The sequence below is a fragment of the Variovorax ginsengisoli genome (genome assembly GCF_030486595.1).
Classification (GTDB): Bacteria; Pseudomonadota; Gammaproteobacteria; order Burkholderiales; family Burkholderiaceae_C; genus Variovorax; species Variovorax ginsengisoli_B.
Genome location: NZ_JAUJZH010000067.1, coordinates 1 through 5,343, shown reverse-complemented (window position 1 = coordinate 5,343; position 5,343 = coordinate 1). Strand labels below are relative to the sequence as shown.

General features: G+C 51.1%; 2 tRNA genes and 2 rRNA genes. All 4 read right to left on the bottom strand.

Annotated elements, in window-relative coordinates:
• Window positions 1-63: 63 nt before the first annotated feature.
• Window positions 64-2,938 (bottom strand): 23S ribosomal RNA (locus QZH52_RS38365).
• 335 nt (window positions 2,939-3,273) lie between these two features.
• Window positions 3,274-3,349, bottom strand: a tRNA-Ala gene (locus tag QZH52_RS38360).
• A gap of 48 nt (window positions 3,350-3,397) precedes the next feature.
• Window positions 3,398-3,474: transfer RNA gene (locus QZH52_RS38355), tRNA-Ile, on the bottom strand.
• Between the two features lie 72 nt (window positions 3,475-3,546).
• Window positions 3,547-5,081: ribosomal RNA gene (locus QZH52_RS38350) — 16S ribosomal RNA — on the bottom strand.
• Together the 16S and 23S rRNA genes with 2 tRNA genes alongside form the textbook arrangement of a ribosomal RNA operon.
• Window positions 5,082-5,343: the final 262 nt, after the last annotated feature.

Sequence of the window (5,343 nt, the reverse complement as noted above, 5' to 3'; positions counted from 1 at the left end):
TGGCATCGGAATCTTGAATGCGTCAACTTGGCATAACACCTTGATCATGTAGATCAAAGTTATAGGGTCAAGCCGCACGAGCAATTAGTATCAGTTAGCTTAACGCATTACTGCGCTTCCACACCTGACCTATCAACGTCCTGGTCTTGAACGACTCTTTAGGGGGCTCAAGGCCCCGGCAGATCTCATCTTGAAACGAGTTTCCCGCTTAGATGCTTTCAGCGGTTATCTCTTCCACACTTAGCTACTCGGCAATGCCACTGGCGTGACAACCGATACACCAGAGGTGTGTCCACTCCGGTCCTCTCGTACTAGGAGCAGGCTTCCTCAAATCTGCAGCGCCCACGGAAGATAGGGACCAAACTGTCTCACGACGTTTTAAACCCAGCTCACGTACCTCTTTAAATGGCGAACAGCCATACCCTTGGGACCGGCTACAGCCCCAGGATGAGATGAGCCGACATCGAGGTGCCAAACACCGCCGTCGATATGAACTCTTGGGCGGTATCAGCCTGTTATCCCCAGAGTACCTTTTATCCGTTGAGCGATGGCCCTTCCATACAGAACCACCGGATCACTATGTCCTGCTTTCGCATCTGCTCGACTTGTCAGTCTCGCAGTTAAGCACGCTTATGCCATTGCACTATCGTCACGATGTCCGACCGTAACTAGCGTACCTTCGAACTCCTCCGTTACGCTTTGGGAGGAGACCGCCCCAGTCAAACTGCCTACCATGCACTGTCCCCGATCCAGATAATGGACCTAGGTTAGAACCTCAAACACACCAGGGTGGTATTTCAACGTTGGCTCCACAAGATCTAGCGACCCTGCTTCAAAGCCTCCCACCTATCCTACACAGATCTGTTCAAAGTCCAATACAAAGCTACAGTAAAGGTTCATGGGGTCTTTCCGTCTTTCCGCGGGGAGATTGCATCATCACAAACATTTCAACTTCGCTGAGTCTCAGGAGGAGACAGTGTGGCCATCGTTACGCCATTCGTGCAGGTCGGAACTTACCCGACAAGGAATTTCGCTACCTTAGGACCGTTATAGTTACGGCCGCCGTTTACTGGGACTTCAATCAAGAGCTTGCACCCCATCATTTAATCTTCCAGCACCGGGCAGGCGTCACACCCTATACGTCCACTTTCGTGTTTGCAGAGTGCTGTGTTTTTAATAAACAGTCGCAGCCACCGATTTTTTGCAACCCATTCATGCTCCGTTGTTCACTTCACACTAATAGGGCACACCTTCTTCCGAAGTTACGGTGTCAATTTGCCGAGTTCCTTCTCCTGAGTTCTCTCAAGCGCCTTAGAATACTCATCTCGCGCACCAGTGTCGGTTTGCGGTACGGTCGTGCGTAGCTGAAGCTTAGTGGCTTTTCCTGGAACCTCGTTCAGTCACTTCACCAGCAAGCTGGCTCGATCATGGGCCTCGGTATATGTGCACCGGATTTGCCTAATGCACGCCTACTTCCCACTAAACCGGGATATCCAACACCCGGATGACCTATTAAGATCCGTCCCCACATCGCACTACACATCGGTACAGGAATATTGACCTGTTTCCCATCAGCTACGCATCTCTGCCTCGCCTTAGGGGCCGACTCACTCTACGCCGATGAACGTTGCGTAGAAAACCTTGCGCTTACGGCGAGGGGGCTTTTCACCCCCTTTAACGCTACTCATGTCAGCATTCGCACTTCTGATACCTCCAGCACGCTTTACAACGCACCTTCACAGGCTTACAGAACGCTCTCCTACCACTTGCAATAAATTGCAAATCCGCAGCTTCGGTAACTGGCTTAGCCCCGTTACATCTTCCGCGCAGGACGACTCGATCAGTGAGCTATTACGCTTTCTTTAAATGATGGCTGCTTCTAAGCCAACATCCTGACTGTTTTAGCCTTCCCACTTCGTTTCCCACTTAGCCAATTTTAGGGACCTTAGCTGGCGGTCTGGGTTGTTTCCCTCTTGAGTCCGGACGTTAGCACCCGGTGCTCTGTCTCCCAAGCTGTACTCGTCGGTATTCGGAGTTTGCCTTGGTTTGGTAAGTCGCCATGACCCCCTAGCCAAAACAGTGCTCTACCCCCGACGGTAATACTTGAGGCACTACCTAAATAGTTTTCGGAGAGAACCAGCTATTTCCAAGTTTGTTTAGCCTTTCACCCCTATCCACAGCTCATCCGCTAGTTTTGCAACACTAGTCGGTTCGGACCTCCAGTACCTGTTACGGCACCTTCATCCTGGCCATGGATAGATCACTTGGTTTCGGGTCTACACCCAGCGACTGATCGCCCTATTCGGACTCGATTTCTCTACGGCTTCCCTATTCGGTTAACCTTGCCACTGAATGTAAGTCGCTGACCCATTATACAAAAGGTACGCAGTCACCCCTTACGAGGCTCCTACTTTTTGTAAGCACGCGGTTTCAGGATCTATTTCACTCCCCTCCCGGGGTTCTTTTCGCCTTTCCCTCACGGTACTAGTTCACTATCGGTCGATGATGAGTATTTAGCCTTGGAGGATGGTCCCCCCATATTCAGACAGGATTTCTCGTGTCCCGCCCTACTTTTCGTTAGCTCAGTACCACACAGGTCTTTTCACGTACGGGGCTATCACCCGCTATGGCCAGTCTTTCCAAACTGTTCCGTTAAGTCTTGTGCTATCACTAACAGGCTCTTCCGATTTCGCTCGCCACTACTTTCGGAATCTCGGTTGATGTCTTTTCCTCGAGCTACTGAGATGTTTCAGTTCACCCGGTTCGCCTCGCATGCCTATGTATTCAGCATGCGATACCTTTGCAGGTGGGTTTCCCCATTCGGAAATCTCCGGATCAAAGCTAATTTGCCAGCTCCCCGAAGCTTATCGCAGGCTATCACGTCCTTCGTCGCCTATCATCGCCAAGGCATCCACCACGTGCTCTTATTCACTTGACCCTATAACTTTGACGTTTCTTCACAGAAACCAAAATCACATCAAGGAATTGACAGGTCTCTCACCTGTCGCGTTATGCCGTACTTCATACTTTCGATTTGATTCGAAATTGAAGTTCATAATTGACGCAATCAAAAATTCATGTCGCTGATGGCACGGTCCGCACTAAACCTTTACGAATGTGCGGTTTCCACCAGCGACGCTAATTCGACTCTATGAATTTTTAAAGAACAGCCGATTGACCGAGAGATCTCGATCAACAACAAAGATGCCTTTTTCAAAGCAGCTTTGGTGTTGACTATAAGTATCGTGTTGCAGCCCCGAAGGACGCGAAGATTGGTGGAGGATGACGGGATCGAACCGACGACCCCCTGCTTGCAAAGCAGGTGCTCTCCCAGCTGAGCTAATCCCCCGGGTCCTCATATCTGACGCCCTGGAGCATCATGACCATCGGAAGAATTTGGTGGGTCTAGTTGGGCTCGAACCAACGACCCCCGCCTTATCAAGACGGTGCTCTAACCAGCTGAGCTACAGACCCATGTCGATGTTTCGACATCTTCCAACAACCGATAAGTGTGGGCGTTCAACTTGAACAGCTTTGTATTTCCAGAAAGGAGGTGATCCAGCCGCACCTTCCGATACGGCTACCTTGTTACGACTTCACCCCAGTCACGAACCCTGCCGTGGTAATCGCCCTCCTTGCGGTTAGGCTAACTACTTCTGGCAGAACCCGCTCCCATGGTGTGACGGGCGGTGTGTACAAGACCCGGGAACGTATTCACCGTGACATTCTGATCCACGATTACTAGCGATTCCGACTTCACGCAGTCGAGTTGCAGACTGCGATCCGGACTACGACTGGTTTTATGGGATTAGCTCCCCCTCGCGGGTTGGCAACCCTTTGTACCAGCCATTGTATGACGTGTGTAGCCCCACCTATAAGGGCCATGAGGACTTGACGTCATCCCCACCTTCCTCCGGTTTGTCACCGGCAGTCTCACTAGAGTGCCCAACTGAATGTAGCAACTAATGACAAGGGTTGCGCTCGTTGCGGGACTTAACCCAACATCTCACGACACGAGCTGACGACAGCCATGCAGCACCTGTGTTACGGTTCTCTTTCGAGCACTAAGCCATCTCTGGCAAATTCCGTACATGTCAAAGGTGGGTAAGGTTTTTCGCGTTGCATCGAATTAAACCACATCATCCACCGCTTGTGCGGGTCCCCGTCAATTCCTTTGAGTTTCAACCTTGCGGCCGTACTCCCCAGGCGGTCAACTTCACGCGTTAGCTTCGTTACTGAGTCAGTGAAGACCCAACAACCAGTTGACATCGTTTAGGGCGTGGACTACCAGGGTATCTAATCCTGTTTGCTCCCCACGCTTTCGTGCATGAGCGTCAGTACAGGTCCAGGGGATTGCCTTCGCCATCGGTGTTCCTCCGCATATCTACGCATTTCACTGCTACACGCGGAATTCCATCCCCCTCTACCGTACTCTAGCTATGCAGTCACAGATGCAGTTCCCAGGTTGAGCCCGGGGATTTCACAACTGTCTTACATAACCGCCTGCGCACGCTTTACGCCCAGTAATTCCGATTAACGCTTGCACCCTACGTATTACCGCGGCTGCTGGCACGTAGTTAGCCGGTGCTTATTCTTACGGTACCGTCATGATCCCTCTTTATTAGAAAGAGACTTTTCGTTCCGTACAAAAGCAGTTTACAACCCGAAGGCCTTCATCCTGCACGCGGCATGGCTGGATCAGGCTTGCGCCCATTGTCCAAAATTCCCCACTGCTGCCTCCCGTAGGAGTCTGGGCCGTGTCTCAGTCCCAGTGTGGCTGGTCGTCCTCTCAGACCAGCTACAGATCGAAGGCTTGGTGAGCCTTTACCTCACCAACTACCTAATCTGCCATCGGCCGCTCCATTCGCGCAAGGTCTTGCGATCCCCTGCTTTCATCCGTAGATCTTATGCGGTATTAGCACAGCTTTCGCTGCGTTATCCCCCACGATTGGGCACGTTCCGATGTATTACTCACCCGTTCGCCACTCGCCGCCAGGATTGCTCCCGCGCTGCCGTTCGACTTGCATGTGTAAGGCATGCCGCCAGCGTTCAATCTGAGCCAGGATCAAACTCTATAGTTCGATCTTGATTTTGCGTCCAACCTCGCGGTCAGACAAAACTCACAAAAACGGAATTGAAGTGAACTTCACTTCTATTCTCATGAGCGTTTAAAGTCTTGAAGACTTTGTTCCGAAGAACTTAGCCATTCGCCTCAAACGCCCACGCTTATCGGCTGTATATTTTTAACGATCCGTCAAAACAATCTCTTGTTTTGCTTGCTTCGCTGCGATCAGCGGAGCCTTCGATTATGACACGGTTTTTTAAGAACCGGCAAACTTTTTT